Origin of the sequence: Salisediminibacterium halotolerans (assembly GCF_003814815.1) — a bacterium.
Taxonomy (GTDB): domain Bacteria; phylum Bacillota; class Bacilli; order Bacillales; family Salisediminibacteriaceae; genus Salisediminibacterium; species Salisediminibacterium halotolerans.
The window spans coordinates 97,545-114,024 of sequence record NZ_RKQQ01000001.1; the positions used below are offsets into that span (position 1 = coordinate 97,545).

Sequence of the window (16,480 nt, forward strand, 5' to 3'; positions counted from 1 at the left end):
TACAGACTGCGAACGTGCATTCGGTCAAAATCATACGAAAAAACCGCCTAAGCAGGCGGTTAACCGTTTAAACATTCTTATCATAGTCTTCATCTGCATCCGTCGGCCGTTGGTAATCACGCTTGGGGCGCGTATCGCGAAATTCATCGTAAAAAGCAGATAAACCGGAAGCTTGTCCGTAAGCTTCGTCCGGCAGATCATCTTGCTGTTCCAAAAGCGGTTCCGGCTCTTCTTCTGCATCGGTTCTTTCCTCTTCTTCGGGGTTCTCTTCCTCTGCTGAGCTTTCCGAGAATCGCTCATGAACGTTATCTCCGCTGTCATCATTTACCGCCTGTGAGTCTGCCTCATTCTCCGGCGTTTCAGCCGTTATATCTTCGTCGAACCCCGCAGCTGTTTCTTCCGCGTGAAAAGCAGCCGAGTCTTCCTCAGAGCGTTCCCGGGCAATATCCGCCCGGTCGCTTTGGATAACTGCCGATGAACGGAGCGCCCGTGAGGATAAATTCCCGTATTCGTCGTCAGGTACAAAGAGGCAGCCGATTTGATAGTGATCCTTTTCGTATACTGACGCCTGCGCAATGCGCGGTTCACCGTTTCGATCCTTTATTTCCAATTTACAAAAGGCCGGGTTTTGCTGCAGGGCGTCGTAAAATTCTCGCTGGGAAAGAACTTCACGCCCGTTTACTTTTGTAATGATTTCTCCGATTAGAATTTCCAGTTTTTCCGCTGTTGTATCAGGAAGGACACCGAGCACTTTCATTCCCTGCTCTAGGCGCGGGAACTGACTGATGCGTTTTTGGTCGCCGGCTTGATAGACAAAAAATATTCCTGCGCGGCCCAAAAGCATAAGAGCCGGAACCGCCCAAATTAACGGTTCATACCAGTAAGCACCGGCAGCAGCACCCGCTGTTAAAAGAGCGAGCAGCGTTAAACGAAATCCGACTTTTCGGACGCCGTCGGCCGGCATATCACTGTGAATGCGCAGCTGCAAACCGAGCAGAAAAGGGACAGCGATAAACCCGAGTCCGCCTGTTACGGCTAATTCGGGAAGCAGCGGCCAATAAGCCGAGCCGGAAACTGCTCCGGCCGGAAAAAGAAAAACGACCGGCAATAACCAAATCCGGCGCGCCCGGTGCTCTCCGACCATTTTCCCCCGCGGGCTGCGCACAACCGTCGGCGACGTTTGCGCGGCGCCGTCTTTACGGATTAGCACCGCTTCGGCTAAAGCCATGACAGCCAAAAGAATCACAAAGTTGTACACATTCCATTCTGATATTTCGGCGAGACGCTGATTCACGAGCGGCCAATCCGTCCCGCCGGCAGGAAGCCAAGGGAGAATTAACAGCGTTAACGGACCGGCGACCGTAAAACTCATCCACCGTCCGTTGCGCGTAAGCAGCAACGGAAGCCAAACCGCGCCTAAGAGCATAAGCACTCCTGCGGGCAATTCAACTCCTATCAGCAGAATAACCGCCGTGACAGCTGCAGCCGCTATGAAAGATACCGCAGCCGGAGAGATCAGCTGATCACCGATACTGTGCACTCTCGTATGAAAATCCCGGCGCTGCCGTTTAACAACAGCCGCCGCGGCCCACCATGAAACAATTAAAAAAATATATGTAAGAGGGTTCATCAACAGCCTGACGATCGCCCACAATATTTCTGTACCGATTTCCATTGAAACAATGCCTCCTCCACACGATAAATAACTGAGCTTCTCTCCCTTTCATTTTAAAGGATTCCATTAAAAAGAAAAGGAATTTTTCGCAAATTCTTTCAAAAGAGAAAACCGCGGGCGATAATTTGCACCGCGGTTTGATTATGAACATGATTATTCGCCGTCTGTGAGAAGTTCGATCGCTTTTTCACGCTGGAGGTCTTCATCTGGATCTTGAATTAAATCAATCAGAAGCTCCTGCATACGATCAGCCGTGTCTTCATCAATTTGGCCGCTTGTTTCTAAACCTTCCTCTTCTTGCAGGGACCGGACTGCTTCTTCGGTAGACTCATCGAAATAGCCGTCTTCCCGTCCCGGATCATATCCCATCGCGCCGAGCATAACTTGCGCTGTTTCAACGTCGTCATTGGACATATCGTATTCCAACGGCTCGTCATTTTCCAGCGGTGATAAATAAAAGTAGTCCGGCTGGGAAACTTCATGAGTCGGCTCGACCCCGTTTTCGTCAATATCATTTCCGGCAGAGGTCAACCAGCGGAACATCGAGAGCTTCAATTCACTTCCATCTTCAAACGGCAGTGTCTGTTGGACTGTACCCTTGCCGAATGTCGTTTCGCCGACAACATCTTGATCGGCGGCTTCTTTTAATGCAGCTGCCAATATTTCTGATGCCGATGCACTGCCTTCATTAATCAAAGTGACAATCGGGTAGTCTTTATCTTCTTCGAGATTGGAAATTTCCCGGACAACTTCGCCGTTCGGATCTTCCATCTGCACAATCGGTTCACCGCCGGGTACAATCAAGTCGCCGATCTGCTCAACACTCTGCAAATAACCTCCCGGATTGCCGCGTACATCGAGGATCAAACCGTCGATACCTTCATCTTCTAACGCCATCAGTTCTTCCTCAAACTGTTCGGCGGTGTTTTCCGAAAATGAGCGGATTTCTAATTCACCGATCGTCTGTCCGTCTTTTTCAACAACTTCTGAAGAAACGGTCTCGACAGGAATTTCGTCACGCTCGACGTCGATCTCCATTAAATCGCTGGAACCCGGGCGGTCAATCGTTAACGTCACCGTCGTTCCTTTCTCACCGCGAATTTCCATCACCGCTTCATTTAACGATAAATCTTCGATGTTTTCGCCGTCAATTTCGATCAGCTGATCATTCGGACGCAACCCGGCCTCTTCAGCCGGTGTATCCGGAATCGGCGCAACAATCGTCACTTGCCCGTCGGTCATATTCACTTCCGCGCCGATCCCTTCGAACGAGGAATCGAGCGACTCCATAAACTCTCCGGCCGTTTCTTCGTCCATGTAAACAGAATAAGGATCATCAAGCGTTTCCAGCATGCCGGAAATCGCTCCATCTACCAATTCCGTCTCGTCAACATCATCAATGTACTGTGATGAGACGATGTTAAACGTTTCTTCGATTTTTTCCAGCTCAGAAGCAAGGTCAGCGCCGTCTTCTTCTTCGCTAACTTCTTCATTCAATAGAGCTTCTTCGTTTACGCTTTCCTCTTGAGAGTCTTCCGTATCGGTTAAGTCCATCGCCGCATACATACCGCCAGCGCCCGCAGCTAATGAAAACACGACAGCCACGGGGAGGACTGCATTTTTTTTGTTCATTTCGACACCTCATTCGAATTATTTATCGCAACGCATTTTTTAATCATTCATTACCGTTATGATATCAGACTGTCAGCTCGTTCGAAAATAATTCGCTGAATATTTACCCGCAAAATAAAGAAAACCCGCGCATGCTTAACAAAACATACGCGGGTTTTTCAGCTTCGGTGTTTAAGATTAATTCAGCCATTCAGCCGGAGGAACAGCTGACGAGCCGCCGGAATAACCGCCAGGGTGAACTTCAAAATGCAAGTGTACGCCGGTTGACGTTCCGGTTGTCCCCATCGTAGCAATCCGTTCTCCGCGCGAAACACGGTCTCCCGCCGAGACACTTGATGAAGCCAAATGAGCATACATCGTCGTCACGGCCTGGCCGTCAATGTTATGCGAAATCATCACTGTATTTCCGTATCCGCCCATGCGGCTGGAGGAAATAACCGTTCCGTCTTCAGCTGCATATATATCTGTGCCGCCGTCACGCCCGAAATCTTTTCCTGTATGCGGGCGCACATCGCCGTGAACCGGGTGCTTGCGATTCGGGTCAAAACCGGATGTGACACGGCCGTTTGCCGGACGCGCCAGCGTTCCGCCGCTGGAAGAGCTCTCAGCTTCGGCTGACGTGTTATTACTGCCCGAACTGTTGCTTGAGCCGCTGTTGTCGCTTCCGGAAGATGTCGATGATTCCTGTTCTTCCGCCTCAGCTTCTTCTTGAGCGCGGCGTTCCTCTTCTTCCTGCTGCTGACGCTCACGTTCTTCTCGGCGCTGACGCTCAAGCTCTTTTTGCCGTTGGCGCTCTTTTTCTTCTTCAATCCGCTCTTTTTCCTCTTCCCAAGCTTGCAGTTCCTGCTCTGCGGCTGCTTCCTGCTGTTCAAGGAATTCTTGTTCATCCTCAAGCGACATTAAATCATTTTCAAGATCATAACCCTCTTCTTCCAGCTCTTCGAGGAAAGCGTCTTTTTCTTCCATCTGAGCATCTAAATCAGCTTCCAGACTTTCAAGTTCCGCTACTTGTTCTTCTAAAGCGGCAAGTTCTTCTTCAAGCGCCGCTTTTGCTTCTTCTAAACTTTTCATATCTGCAATGTGCTCTTCTAAAATATCGCGATCTTGCTCATGCACTGTGTTCAGCGTTGAGATCCGCTCGATTAGGTCACCGAAATTTTGCGCTCCGAGCACGACTTCAAGATAGCTGACATCACCGCCGTTTTGGTGCATCGAACGGACTCGGTCTTTTAAAATATCGTCACGCTCAGCAATGCGTTCTTCTAGTTCTTCAATGTCAGCGTGCAAGTCACTGATTCGCGACTCCGTTGCAGCTTTTTCCTCTTCTTTATCATCAATTTCCATCTGCGTCTCCGCCATTTGCTCATCCAATTCGGCGAGTTCCGCTTCCACTTCATCCATTTCTTCTTCAATTTCTTCTAACTCTTCTTCCGTTAAATCCGACTCTTCCGCTGCTTCATCCTGTTCTGCGCGGAATTCTTCGATCTGTTCTTCCAGGTCTTCCCCTTTGTCTTCATTAAATTCTGCCGAAACAGATGAATATGTATTTACAGCTGCGTCCGTTAACAAAAATAACGGGATTGTCAGTAAACCGATCATCGTCTTTTTCACTGCGCTTGCTCCTTTCCTTACGTTTTGCAATATGTAAGCCTATTTCCCGGGAAATAGGCGTCGTTCTTTGAAACGAACAATGATCGGTCAGCCAAACTGTTCGGTTCCGGCTGACTGGCGATCATTATTCCGTTAATAAATCCGGCTATACTTTCAAGAATTTCCTAACACTCATTAAGCTTCCCCATACACCGACGACTGCACCTGTAACAACCAGCAGGACAGAAATTTGCAAAAGCATCGGGTAAGGCGGCAAGAATTCAAAGAAATCCAAACCGGTCCGTTCGCCGATCGCATGATAAAGCTGGTCATAGCCATAGGTCAGGGCAGCGATCGGCAGAATCGACCCGAGGATTCCGAGCAGCAGTCCCTCAATAAAGAACGGCCAGCGAATAAAACTGTTTGTCGCACCGACAAGTTTCATAATGCCGATTTCGGTTTTTCGGGCAATGATTGTCAATTTAATTGTATTCGCAATCAAGAATATCGCTGTGAACAGCAGCCCGGCGATCAAGACAATTCCGGCAATCCGGATGAAATCAGTCGCGGAGAACAGCTGTTCAAAAATATCTTGGCCGTATTCAAGGTTTTCAACATGATCCATGCCTTCAATGTCGGCAGCCAAACGATCCGTTTGCTCAGGATTTTCGGCATTCACGACAAACACGTCGTTTAACGGGTTCTCCTCGCGGAGCGACTCGAAATAATCCCCTTCATCACCCAAACTGTCAATAAAGTCTTCCAAACCTTCGTCGCGGGGGATATAATCAATCGTGTCGACGCCCGAGAGCGTGTCGATATTTTCTTCCAAGTTATCCTGTTCCGATGTTTCCGCATCGCGGTCGATAAAAACGCGAATTTCGACATCTTCTTCCAGCGAGTCGGCAAAATGATTTATGTTCATGATCACGGCAAGAAAAGCGCCGACGACAAGCAGCATCACCGTCACGGCGCTAATTGAAGCAAACGTCATCCAGCCGTTGCGTACGAGATTTTTGCTGCCCTCTTTAAAGTGGCGGCCGTATGTCCTAACTTTCATTGTTGTACGTCCCCCTAACTTCATCCCGCGCAATGCGGCCTCCTTCAATAGCAATTACCCGTTTGCGCATACTGTTGACGATTTCGCGGTTGTGTGTCGCCATCAACACGGTTGTACCGCGGTCATTGATCTCTTCTAAAATATGCATGATTTCCCAAGACGTATCCGGGTCAAGGTTTCCTGTCGGTTCATCAGCGATCAATACCGACGGATTGTTGACAATCGCACGGGCAATCGCAACGCGCTGCTGTTCACCGCCGGAAAGTTCGTGCGGATAAAAACGCGCTTTATTTTTTAACCGGACAATATCTAACACTTGCATCACGCGACGTTTAATTTCATCTTTTTTCTCTTCAATAACTTCCAGAGCAAAAGCGATGTTTTCAAACACGGTTAAACCGGGTAACAGTTTAAAGTCTTGGAATACAACACCCATATTCCGGCGCAAATAAGGAATATGCCGCTCCTTATAATCAGCAAGTTTTTTGTCATCGATGAAGATTTCTCCGCGCGTCGGCTTTTCTTCTCGGTAGAGCATTTTAATAAAACTCGATTTGCCGGCGCCGCTGGACCCGACAATATACACGAATTCTCCGCTGTCGATATGGATGGTCATCCCGTTAATCGCCATGACACCGTTTGGATAAGTTTTCCAAACATCCTGCATTTGAATCAAACTGATCACTTCCTATGTATATTTAGTCGTGTGTATAATTGATTATTCTTGATAATAAGCCGCAATTCTTGACAATACCTATCACATTATATCATCAATTTTCGACAAGAACAGTTAAAGTTTTTTACAATTAGATTTCAATCTGACTACAAAAATAAAAAAGCCCTTTCCATAACGCTGTCATGGAAAGAGCTGGAAGTTGCTATTATTCCGCTATTGTAACTCCGGACAATTACTGATCCGCAACCCACGCGGCAACGTCTTCCGCGTCATCACCTTCGACAATATCTGCCTGCATGCTTCCTGGGCCTTCTTGGATAGCCGTTAAGACCTCGTCATGCGAAAGCCCCTCAAGCCCGGGACCTGAACCGCCTTCTAAATCTCCGCCGTGACAAGAGGCACAATTGCCGTTATACATTTCTTCCCCGTTCGCTAGATCATACTCACCGCTGTCAGCAGCATTTTCATTTGCATTATTCTCTTCCGCGGCATTATTATTCTCTGCAGGATCTGCGTCATTGTTTTCTTCAGCATTTCCGCATGCACCGAGAATAATGACGGCGCTCGCCAGCATGGCTGTCAATTTCTTCATCTCTTTCATCCCCCTCGTTTTAATCTTCACACATTTCAATTATAACCGAATTACACTTTTTTGAAACCCTCACCGAGCACTTCGGAGGTGTCATTTACAATCATAAACGCCCCGGAATCAATTTCTTGCACGACACGCTTTAATTTTGTCACTTCATTTCGGCCGACCACACACATTAACACCGGTCTTTCATCATCTGTGTACCCGCCGAAGGCGTTCAGTTTGGTTACACCCCGATCAACTTTCGTTAAAAGCGCGTTTTTCACCGCTTCTTCCTTTTCCGAAATAATCAGCACTTGCTTCGAATAGCCAAAACCGATCTGGACGATATCGATCGTTTTCCCCGTCGTGAACAAGGCGATCAGTGCATACAACGCAAATTCAAAACCGAACACTGCGGCACTTGTCGCGACAATCAGCCCGTCCATAACAAAAACGGATACCCCGAGTGAAATACCGGTATATTTATTGAAAATTTGCGCCGCAAGGTCGGTGCCGCCGGTCGATGCGTGCGTCCGAAAAACCGTTCCTAAACCGAGCCCGACCCCGATACCGCCAAAAATGGCCGCCAAAAGCGGATCGGTTGTCGCCGGCTCCAATTCGCGGGTTAAGTAAACGACATACGGCAAGAAGAGTGTTCCGGCCAGCGTCTTCATCCCGTACATGACGCTCCCAAGCAAACTCCCTCCGAGCAGCAGGATCCCCGCTATAAACAAAGGAATATTTAACGCCCATTGCGCATAGGCCGGTTCGATGCCGAAGACGTTATATGTAATGGTCGAAATCCCGGAAACTCCGCCTGAAGCAATTTGGTTAGGCAACAAAAACAAATTGAATGATACCGCAACGAGCGCGGACCCAAGCAGTACAAACATAAACTCGGCAACCGTCTGCTGAGCCGGCGAGAGCAGCGGTTGATGCCGATTGCGATTTAATTCTTTCATCATAAAAGTCTTCACCGCTTTCGCATTAAAATCCTTCAGTAGTATATCACCGGCTGCAAAGCCTGTAAACGCGAACCCGCTAACGCTTTAGAATAAAAAAGCACCGCTTTTTTTTAAGCGGTGCTCAGAGTGTTGACAAAGTCATGACATCATTAGTTGTCATGTTAAAAGGAACGGATGACGACGCATCGTCCGGCTTCTTTCACCTGAAGGTATCACTGCGACATCGGCTCAAAAAGACTTCGCCGTGTCTTACTAGTCCGCGGGCGAGCGCCGAGCCGCTTCGGGCTGATGCCCTGCAGGGTCTCGTCTGTCTCGCTATCCCGCAGGAGAAAGCCGGGATGCTGGGTCATCCTATTTTTTGAAGTGAGTGTATTTATAAAAAAAGAAGCCATGCATCCACTCCTCCGACGCCTCCGGGAAAGCAAGCGACGAAGATCCGGATTCGGCGGCCCGAGGCCGCCGAATACTAGCTGAGTCCTTGCCCGGGGCAAGCGGAGGGTAGTGGATTCATGGCTGACATCAAAATATAGTTTGTCTACAGTCTGAGCACCGCTTCTTAAGCGGTGCTTCTTGTTATTCGATTTGTTTGCGCAAGTAAGCGTCGATGAACGGCATCAATTTCCCGTCCATCACCGCTTCTGTATTGCCGACTTCATAGTTTGTCCGGTGATCTTTCACCATATTATACGGGTGAAAAACGTACGAGCGAATTTGACTGCCCCAGCCGATATCAGACTGTTCGCCCCGGATTTCATCCGCTTCTTCCTGCTGTTTTTGCAGTTCGAGCTGATGAAGCTTCGACCGGAGCGCTTTCATCGCTTTTTCCCGGTTTTTAAGCTGTGAACGCTCCGACTGACAGCTGACCACGGTATTTGTCGGCAAATGGGTGATTCTTACTGCCGAATCGGTCGTGTTGACGTGCTGACCGCCTGCACCGCTGGAACGAAATGTATCAATACGCAAGTCATCGCTGTTGATCGTCACTTCAACATTATCATCTAACTCCGGCATGACTTCGCAGGAAGCAAACGACGTGTGACGCCGTCCGGAAGAATCAAACGGGCTGATGCGAACGAGACGGTGAACACCCTTTTCCGCTTTCAAATAACCGTAGGCATTCGGCCCGCTAATTTGCAAGACAACACTCTTCACACCCGCTTCATCCCCGGGCAAATAATCCAACGTGTCAACTTGGAAATTCATTGATTCCGCAAAGCGGGTATACATGCGCAAGAGCATGCTCGCCCAGTCTTGTGATTCCGTGCCGCCCGCGCCCGGATGAATTTCTAAGATTGCATTGTTTTTATCGTACGGTCCGCTTAAAAGCAGCTGCAGTTCAAACGCATTTACTTCTTTAATGAGCGTTTTTAACTGCGCTTCCATCTCCGCGGCTAATTCCTCATCGCCTTCTTCCTCAACAAGCTGAAAAGAGATTTCCAGGTTTTCAAGCTCTTCTTCCAGCTTTCTGTACGTTTGGGTCATTTCTTTTAGCGCATTTGTTTCACCGATGACTTTTTGCGCTTCCGTTTGGTCATCCCAAAAAGACGGGGTGGCCATGCGCTCTTCCAATTCCTCTATGCGGGTCTCTTTTTCAGTGACGTCAAAGAGACCCCCTGAATTCCGCTAATCGGTTAGCCATATTTTGCAATTCATGTCGAATTTCCGCTTTATCCATCTCTGATCAACCTTTCGTAAATACTGCTGTTCCAATCCTATCGGCCAATTTCTCTCAGCAAAAGAATGCGCAAATGCGGCAAACTTATTGCAATCGTCCGTGGCAGTTTTTGTATTTTTTGCCGGAACCGCAAGGACACGGTTCATTCCGGCCGGTTTCATCTTCAGCATTCTTTTGGTACGGCTTGTTTGACTGCTTCTCTTTAGCCGCTTTCTCCGGGTCTGATGAAGATTGATGCACCGCTTCATTTTCTTCGGCAACTTGCTTTCTTTCCATGTTCCCTTTAATTTGCGATTTCATAATATAGCGTGACACTTCTTCTTCAATACTCTCGACCATTTCCTCGAACATTTCAAAGCCTTCGAATTTATAGTCACGCAATGGGTCGCCCTGACCGTATGCACGCAAGTGAATGCCTTGACGAAGCTGTTCCATTTGATCAATATGATTCGTCCACTTTTGATCGACAGACCGAAGCAGGATTACACGCTCAAATTCGCGCATTTCCGCTGAACCGAAGTAATCTTCGCGCGCTTGGTACTCGTCGTTGACGCGTTCAAAGATCAGCTCGTGCATCTCTTCCGGTTCAAGGCCTTTCAATTCCGTCTCCTCAATTTGCTTATCTGTCAATAAATACGTGTTGACGTAATCGAGAATGCCTTGCAGGTTCCAGTCTTCCGGCACGTCCTCTTCCGGCGTATACAGTTCAACCGTCCGCTTCACCACGTTGCTGAGCATATCTTCAATCACCGGGCGCAAATTATCAGATTCAAGCACTTCCATGCGCTGCTTATAAATCACATCGCGCTGTTCACGCATAACATCGTCATAGGAGAGAATCTGTTTCCGTGCGTCGAAGTTGTTTCCTTCCACACGTTTTTGCGCCTGTTCAACTGCCCGTGAAACGAGCCGGCTTTCAATCGGCTGATCTTCTTCCATCCCGAGCCGCTCCATCATCTTGCTCATGTTTTCCGAGCCGAACCGGCGCATAAGCGGGTCTTCCAAAGACAAATAAAACTGCGAAACACCGGGATCGCCTTGCCGGCCGGAACGTCCGCGGAGCTGGTTATCAATTCTGCGCGATTCATGGCGCTCCGTGCCGAGGACAAACAGCCCGCCGAGTTCAGCGACGCCGTCGCCGAGTTTGATGTCGGTACCGCGTCCGGCCATATTCGTTGCAATCGTAACCGCGCCTTTTGTACCCGCATTTGCAATAATTTCCGCTTCTTTCGCATGATTTTTTGCGTTTAAGACATTGTGCGGAATCTTTCGTTTCTTCAACAGTTTCGATACAAGCTCGGAAGAATCGACATTTACTGTACCGACAAGCACAGGCTGCCCTGTTTTGTACAGCTCTTCGATATGGTTTACGATTGCGCGGTGTTTCGCATCGAGCGTTTTATAAATTAAGTCCGACCGGTCTTCGCGGACCATCGGTTCATTAGTCGGCACAGCAAAGACGTTCATATTGTAAATATTCCGGAGCTCTTCTTCTTCTGTTTTCGCTGTCCCGGTCATCCCCGAGAGTTTCTCATACATCCGGAAGAAGTTCTGGAACGTAATCGACGCAAGCGTCATGCTCTCACGCTTAATCTCAAGCCCTTCCTTCGCTTCAATCGCCTGGTGCAGCCCGTCGCTGAAACGCCGGCCTGTCATCAGACGTCCGGTGAACTGGTCGACAATGACCACTTGGCCGTCTTGCACGACGTAGTCTTCATCGCGCGTCATCGACAAGTGCGCTTTCAATGCTTGAGTAATATTGTGATTCAGCTGGACGTGTTCGGAATCAAACAAATTGTTAATATTAAATACCCGTTCAGCTTTGTTGACCCCTTCTTCTGTCAATTGAGCGTTTTTCGTCTGTTCATCGAACGTATAATCACGGTCTTCCTTTAACATCCGCACGAAGGAATTCGCGGCGGTGTATAGTTCACTCGTGCGGTTCGCCGATCCTGAAATGATTAGCGGCGTCCGTGCTTCGTCAATCAAAATCGAATCGACTTCGTCCACGATCGCAAAATGAAGCGGACGCTGGACCATTTGCTCTTTGTACGTCACCATGTTATCGCGCAAATAATCAAAACCAAACTCGTTATTCGTGCCGTAAGTGACATCTGCGAGGTAGGCTTCCCGCTTTTCTTCTTTTTTCATCCCGCTGACATTGAGTCCTACGCTCAAGCCGAGAAATTCATAAATCTCCCCCATATCACGGGCGTCACGCCGGGCAAGATATTCGTTAACAGTGACGACGTGTGCTCCTTTTCCGGTGATCGCGTTCAAATAAACCGGGAGCGTAGCAACAAGCGTCTTCCCTTCTCCGGTTTTCATCTCGGCGATATCTCCGTAATGCAGCACAATTCCGCCTAAAAGCTGGACGTCAAAATGCGTCATTCCCGTCACCCGCTTCGATGCTTCGCGAACAGTCGCAAAAGCCTCAGGAAGCATATCATCAAGTTTTTCCCCGTCTTCATAACGTGCTTTAAACTCATTCGTTTTTTGACGCAAGTCACTGTCGCTTAAAAGCTTCAGTTCATCACTGTATTGATTAATTTGATCTACCGTTTTTTGCAGTTTCTTCAGATGGCGCGCATCCGAATCGCCGATCACTTTCTTTAACATTCCTAACATCGGACATGGCTCCCTTTTCGATTTTTCACGCCGTTTGGCTCAAGAAGATAAACCACCCGAGCAAAACCTCATAAAACGCTACTGTACATTTTATCAGTTTGCCGAAAGCCTTACAAGCAGTCCCGCCCTTCGAGATAATTGTCGAATATTGTTGAATAGTTGACGATTATTCTTTATACTTGGCGTCAGTTTGAAATTACCGGGGGGATCCGCCCATGCTGAAAGTAAAAAAAACCTTGAATAACAACGTTGTCGTCGCGGAACACCCTGACCACGAGGAAGTCATCTTAATCGGAAAAGGGCTCGGTTTCAACCGCTCAGCCGGCGATCCGATTGCTGATGAACAGGCGGAAAAGTTTTTCGTGCTAAAAGACAGGCAGGAACAGGATCAGTATGTGAAACTGCTCGATTTTGTCGATGAAACATTCGTCGGGATTATGAATGAATTTGTCGAAAAACTGGAAGACCGCTTCCAAGCAAGAGTAAATGAACACATTCACGTCGGATTAACCGACCACTTGTATTTTACGATTCGCCGTATTGAACAAGGGCACGGGATTAAAAATCCGTTTCTTAAAGAGACCGAACTTGCCTACCCAAAAGAATTTTCCGTCGCTTCAGAACTGACGGAATGGCTGAACGGTCAACTCGACATCCGTTTCCCGGAAGGTGAAATCGGCTTTATCGCCCTGCATATTCACAGTGCTGTCACAAATCGCAATTTAAACGAAATCAATCAGCATACCCAACTCGTTTCTGAACTGATCGGGATGATCGAGACGCACCTTGATATCAAAATCGACCGGCAAGACGCAAACTATTTACGGCTCGTCCGTCACCTTCATCACGCGGTTGAACGGATCCGAAACGAAAATTACGTTGAAAATCACGATTCTTTGAAAACGGTATTGCAATCGGAATATCCCGTATGCTATAGTTTAGCCTGGAAGTTGATGAAAGTGATGCAACAGCGCTTAAAGACAGCTGTTCCCGAGTCCGAAGCCGTTTATTTAACGTTGCACTTGCAGCGGCTCGAGGACAATGTGCGCACATCATTATAAAATTATAACTTATTACGCTGATCTTTTTCCGTGTTACTGATAAAGCAGGCATGAGAGAAAAGGACTTTGCAGCTTGGCCGTGAGGAGAAGTCTATCTTCTTGCTGCGGTTTCAACCTGCGTTCCTTTTCCCTCATGCTTTTTTTTATGGCAAAAAACGGCCGTTTTGCCCGCAGTAATGACGACCGGCGCGCTGCTCTCTTTCACTTCTAAAAAAATCAGGAGGTTCTGACAATGTTTAAAAATTCATTCGGTGTTCTGCAAAAAGTAGGACGCTCACTGATGCTGCCAGTTGCTTTGCTCCCGGCAGCCGGAATATTGCTCGCTTTCGGCGATGCCATGCAAAACCCGGACATGATTGCCCGCTTCGCTTTTCTCGATACGCCGACAGTCGCTTTAATTGCTGAAATGATGCAAGAAGCCGGCGATATTGTTTTCGCTAATTTAGCTTTGCTCTTTGCTGTCGGTGTGGCAATCGGCTTATCTGACGGTGACGGCGTTGCCGGCCTTGCCGCGATCATCGGTTACTTAATTATGAACGTAACGATGAGCGTCATCAGCGGAATCGATGCCGGCATGGTCGAGGGAAGCCCCGACCTTGCGATGGTTCTAGGGATACCGACCTTGCAAACCGGCGTCTTCGGCGGAATTATCGCCGGTCTGTTAGGCGCTTACATGTACAATCGATTCTATACTATTGAATTGCCGTCTTACTTAGGCTTTTTTGCCGGCAAACGATTCGTGCCGATTATTACCGCTGCCTCAGCGATTTTGCTCGGTGTCGCGCTTAACTTCTTATGGCCTTTTGCTCAAGACGGGCTTAACAACTTGGCTTATATTATGACCGAATCAAACCGTACTATCTCAACATTCGTCTTTGGTGTGATTGAGCGCGCGCTCATCCCGTTTGGTCTGCACCATATTTTTTATTCGCCGTTTTGGTTTGAATTCGGCCAGTACACGAACGCCGCCGGGGAAATCATTCGCGGCGATCAGCAAATCTTTTTTGCGCAAATCCGTGACGGGGCCGAAATTACCGCTGGAGCATTCATGACCGGGAAGTTTCCGTTTATGATGTTCGGCCTGCCGGCTGCGGCGTTGGCGATTTATCACTGCGCCCGCCCGGAAAATAAAGCGGTTGTCGCCGGAATTATGGGCTCAGCTGCCTTGACATCTTTTCTTACCGGTATTACTGAACCGATTGAATTCAGCTTTTTGTTTGTCGCTCCGATTTTGTTCGCAGTACACACAATATTTGCCGGTCTCTCGTTTATGACAATGCACATTCTTGATGTGCAAATCGGCATGACCTTTTCCGGCGGTGTGATCGACTATTTCTTATACGGAATTTTGCCGAACCGAACAGATTGGTGGCTCGTTGTCCCTGTCGGTCTGGCGTTCTCGCTGATTTATTATTTCGGCTTCCGTTTTGCGATTCAAAAATTCAACTTAATGACGCCTGGACGTGAAGCAAATAACGGCGACAGCAGTGAAACGAAAACATCGAACGACGATTTGCCGCACGAAGTCATCGCTGCCTTCGGCGGGCAAGAAAACTTGACGTACCTAGATGCTTGTATTACACGCCTGCGTATTTCCGTCGCTGATACCGAAAAAGTCGACAAAGAACGCTTGAAAGAGCTCGGCGCATCCGGCGTGATGCAAATCGATAAAAATGTCCAAGCCATTTTTGGACCGCGCTCGGAAACGATTAAAGGACAAATGCAAGACATCATAAGCGGTAAGACGCCGCGCCGGGAAGAAAATCCCGCTGCTGCTGAGTCAGCTGCTGCAGTTGAAAGTTCCGTAGAAGTAGCTATGCCGCTCGAAGGAGAAATCAAACCGCTCGCTGATGTGCCGGACGATATGTTTGCGCAAAAAATGATGGGCGACGGTTTTGCGATTGAACCGGCAAACGGAAACGTCGTTTCGCCAGTCGATGCGACGGTCGTCAACCTGTTCCCGACAAACCACGCGATCGGGCTGCAGACAGAAGACGGTACAGAAATTCTCATCCACGTCGGTGTCGATACCGTCAACCTGAAAGGCGAAGGATTCTCTGCACACGTACAGCAAGGCGATACCGTCAAAACCGGTGACCTTTTGCTTGAATTTGATTTAAACTATGTATATGAACATGCAAAATCGGCAATCACACCGGTGATTTTCACAAATCTTCACGAAAGCCAGAGCGTAACAATTGCCGAAGCCGGCAGCACGCTTGCGGGTGAGAACGACCGCATCCGGCTTTCATCATAACAATAGACACACTGAAAGCCGCCGTTCTGTGAACGGCGGCTTTGTATTCGTTATTCGTTTAAGCTTCCGGCTCAATCAGCCCGTATTTGCCGTCGCGGCGCTTATACACAACGCTTGTCGATCCGCTGGCTGCATCGGCGAAAACAAAGAAATTGTGCCCGAGCATGTCCATTTGCAGGACCGCTTCTTCGGCGTCCATCGGTTTTAAATCAAACCGCTTCGTCCGAACGATTTGCACATCTTCGTCATCTGCCGGAATTTCTTCTTCTGCAAGCGGCTCCAGCTCGTTTTTAAACATATACTTCAAGCTGTCGTCCGTGCGGAATTTTTTATTTACTTTCGTTTTATGCTTACGAATTTGACGTTCAAGTTTTTCAATTACAAGATCAATCGCTGCGTACATATCCGTGTGTTTTTCTTCAGCACGGAGCAACAGACGCGGCATTGGTATTGTAATTTCTACCTTTTGCTCTTTATTCAAAACACTCATTTTAACGTGGACATCGGAGGATGGTGCTGTATCAAAATACTTTTCTAGCTTGCCCACCTTTTTCTCGACGTAATCTCTTAATGATGATGTAACTTCCAGGTTTTCGCCACGAATATTAAAATTCATAAGCAAACTCCTCCTTTCGGGTATGTATATATAATTCTCTCTTCCCCTTATGAATTCCTGCTTAAACCGGA

The 16,480-nt window shown here is 48.1% G+C and carries 13 protein-coding genes; 3 read left to right on the forward strand and 10 right to left on the reverse strand.

The window, feature by feature from the left end; translation table 11 throughout:
* Positions 1 to 67 precede the first annotated feature (67 nt).
* The 7 genes from EDD67_RS00490 to EDD67_RS00520 all read right to left on the reverse strand — a co-directional run bounded on the left by EDD67_RS00490 (position 68) and on the right by EDD67_RS00520 (position 8,100).
* On the reverse strand, positions 68 to 1,675 hold the full coding sequence (locus tag EDD67_RS00490; protein WP_121439249.1) for a PDZ domain-containing protein: 1,608 nt from the start codon (positions 1,673 to 1,675) through the stop codon (positions 68 to 70).
* A gap of 153 nt (positions 1,676 to 1,828) precedes the next feature.
* Positions 1,829 to 3,307: a S41 family peptidase gene (locus EDD67_RS00495; protein WP_121439250.1), complete on the reverse strand. Its 1,479-nt coding sequence runs from the start codon at positions 3,305 to 3,307 to the stop codon at positions 1,829 to 1,831.
* Between the two features lie 177 nt (positions 3,308 to 3,484).
* A complete protein-coding gene (locus EDD67_RS00500; protein ID WP_242005952.1) occupies positions 3,485 to 4,918 on the reverse strand; it encodes a murein hydrolase activator EnvC family protein in 1,434 nt (477 codons plus the stop codon).
* A 145-nt stretch (positions 4,919 to 5,063) separates the two neighbouring features.
* The gene (ftsX, locus tag EDD67_RS00505) at positions 5,064 to 5,957 is read right to left on the reverse strand and encodes a permease-like cell division protein FtsX (RefSeq protein ID WP_093074297.1); all 894 of its coding nucleotides are present in this window, start codon (positions 5,955 to 5,957) and stop codon (positions 5,064 to 5,066) included.
* Complete coding sequence (ftsE, locus tag EDD67_RS00510; RefSeq protein WP_093074299.1) at positions 5,947 to 6,633, reverse strand: cell division ATP-binding protein FtsE; 687 nt, start codon at positions 6,631 to 6,633, stop codon at positions 5,947 to 5,949. The genes ftsX and ftsE overlap by 11 nt, the downstream gene beginning before the upstream one ends.
* A gap of 232 nt (positions 6,634 to 6,865) precedes the next feature.
* Complete coding sequence (locus tag EDD67_RS00515) at positions 6,866 to 7,225, reverse strand: c-type cytochrome (protein WP_158638161.1); 360 nt, start codon at positions 7,223 to 7,225, stop codon at positions 6,866 to 6,868.
* 50 nt (positions 7,226 to 7,275) lie between these two features.
* Positions 7,276 to 8,100 carry a YitT family protein gene (locus EDD67_RS00520; RefSeq protein WP_371859247.1) on the reverse strand — a complete coding sequence of 275 codons (825 nt, stop codon included), beginning with the start codon at positions 8,098 to 8,100 and terminating at the stop codon, positions 7,276 to 7,278.
* A 212-nt stretch (positions 8,101 to 8,312) separates the two neighbouring features.
* Here EDD67_RS00520 and EDD67_RS00525 point away from each other — a divergent pair, with 212 nt between their 5' ends.
* The gene (locus EDD67_RS00525; protein WP_123875781.1) at positions 8,313 to 8,534 is read left to right on the forward strand and encodes a hypothetical protein; all 222 of its coding nucleotides are present in this window, start codon (positions 8,313 to 8,315) and stop codon (positions 8,532 to 8,534) included.
* A 211-nt stretch (positions 8,535 to 8,745) separates the two neighbouring features.
* Here the strand turns inward: EDD67_RS00525 and prfB are convergent.
* A protein-coding gene (gene prfB, locus EDD67_RS00530) for a peptide chain release factor 2 (RefSeq protein WP_121439253.1) occupies positions 8,746 to 9,847 on the reverse strand; the annotation gives its coding sequence in 2 pieces (ribosomal slippage) (positions 8,746 to 9,774 and positions 9,776 to 9,847; 1,101 coding nt in all).
* Positions 9,848 to 9,931: 84 nt separating this feature from the next.
* Positions 9,932 to 12,475: a preprotein translocase subunit SecA gene (gene secA, locus EDD67_RS00535; RefSeq protein WP_121439254.1), complete on the reverse strand. Its 2,544-nt coding sequence runs from the start codon at positions 12,473 to 12,475 to the stop codon at positions 9,932 to 9,934.
* A gap of 215 nt (positions 12,476 to 12,690) precedes the next feature.
* Between secA and glcT the strand changes: the two genes are divergently transcribed.
* The gene (gene glcT / locus EDD67_RS00540) at positions 12,691 to 13,536 is read left to right on the forward strand and encodes a glucose PTS transporter transcription antiterminator GlcT (RefSeq protein WP_121439255.1); all 846 of its coding nucleotides are present in this window, start codon (positions 12,691 to 12,693) and stop codon (positions 13,534 to 13,536) included.
* 232 nt (positions 13,537 to 13,768) lie between these two features.
* Entirely contained in the window at positions 13,769 to 15,793 is a 2,025-nt protein-coding gene (gene ptsG, locus EDD67_RS00545) for a glucose-specific PTS transporter subunit IIBC (RefSeq protein ID WP_093074312.1), read from the forward strand.
* A 58-nt stretch (positions 15,794 to 15,851) separates the two neighbouring features.
* On the opposite strand, the gene hpf is transcribed toward ptsG, so the two are convergent.
* On the reverse strand, positions 15,852 to 16,409 hold the full coding sequence (gene hpf, locus EDD67_RS00550; RefSeq protein ID WP_093073894.1) for a ribosome hibernation-promoting factor, HPF/YfiA family: 558 nt from the start codon (positions 16,407 to 16,409) through the stop codon (positions 15,852 to 15,854).
* Positions 16,410 to 16,480 lie beyond the last annotated feature (71 nt).

What these genes read in the sequence shown, in the direction of transcription:
- EDD67_RS00490 (WP_121439249.1), bottom strand. Translation starts at nt 1,675, where the DNA reads ATGGAAATCGGTACAGAAATATTGTGGGCGATCGTCAGGCTGTTGATG.
- EDD67_RS00495 (WP_121439250.1), bottom strand. Translation starts at nt 3,307, where the DNA reads ATGAACAAAAAAAATGCAGTCCTCCCCGTGGCTGTCGTGTTTTCATTA.
- ftsX (WP_093074297.1), bottom strand. Translation starts at nt 5,957, where the DNA reads ATGAAAGTTAGGACATACGGCCGCCACTTTAAAGAGGGCAGCAAAAAT.
- EDD67_RS00515 (WP_158638161.1), bottom strand. Translation starts at nt 7,225, where the DNA reads ATGAAGAAATTGACAGCCATGCTGGCGAGCGCCGTCATTATTCTCGGT.
- EDD67_RS00520 (WP_371859247.1), bottom strand. Translation starts at nt 8,100, where the DNA reads ATGTTTGTACTGCTTGGGTCCGCGCTCGTTGCGGTATCATTCAATTTG.
- EDD67_RS00525 (WP_123875781.1), top strand. Translation starts at nt 8,313, where the DNA reads ATGACATCATTAGTTGTCATGTTAAAAGGAACGGATGACGACGCATCG.
- secA (WP_121439254.1), bottom strand. Translation starts at nt 12,475, where the DNA reads ATGTTAGGAATGTTAAAGAAAGTGATCGGCGATTCGGATGCGCGCCAT.
- glcT (WP_121439255.1), top strand. Translation starts at nt 12,691, where the DNA reads ATGCTGAAAGTAAAAAAAACCTTGAATAACAACGTTGTCGTCGCGGAA.
- ptsG (WP_093074312.1), top strand. Translation starts at nt 13,769, where the DNA reads ATGTTTAAAAATTCATTCGGTGTTCTGCAAAAAGTAGGACGCTCACTG.
- hpf (WP_093073894.1), bottom strand. Translation starts at nt 16,409, where the DNA reads ATGAATTTTAATATTCGTGGCGAAAACCTGGAAGTTACATCATCATTA.